This is a genomic window from Bradyrhizobium sp. SRL28 (assembly GCF_018596315.1).
In the GTDB taxonomy this organism is placed as follows: Bacteria; Pseudomonadota; Alphaproteobacteria; order Rhizobiales; family Xanthobacteraceae; genus Bradyrhizobium.
On record NZ_JAHEAG010000216.1, the window covers coordinates 1 to 517 of the forward strand.

A 517-nucleotide genomic window follows, 5' to 3' on the forward strand; every position below is an offset into this window, starting at 1 on the left:
CATTGCGATGGTGCAGCCGGTCAAGGCGGCGCCTTACTTCGCGCACGCGCAGTTCAGCACGCCCGAGACCATTTTGGCGCTGCCGGATCCCGGCGATGCGATTCCCTATGTCAAGGCGATGTGGCTCTACGTGCGCGGCGTCGCGCTGGTGGCGAACCGTGACTTCGCAGGCGCTACTGCCGCAGCGAGTGCCATCGAGACGATCGAGCGCACCGCGGACTTCAAGCTGCTGAAAGATTCAGGCGTCCCGGCGCAGGAGGTGCTCCGCATCGCGCGCACGGTGATCCTCGCACGCGTAGCCCAGGCCAAGGGCGACTATCGCACCGCCATCATCCGGTTCGAACGGGCGGCGGCATTGCAGGACGCGTTGGCCTACACCGAGCCGCCCTATTGGTATTATCCGATCCGGCAGTCGCTTGCCGCCGCCCTGCTGCAGGCCGGCCGTTACGCCGAGGCGGAGCGGCAATTCCAGCGCGCGCTCAGCCGGGCGCCCGCCAATGGCTGGTCGTATTACGGG

The 517-nt window shown here is 67.1% G+C and carries 1 protein-coding gene; it reads left to right on the top strand.

What is annotated here, in order from left to right; genetic code table 11:
- On the top strand, nt 1-517 hold a 517-nt coding region (locus KIP88_RS46060; RefSeq protein WP_214494661.1), incomplete at both ends, for a tetratricopeptide repeat protein.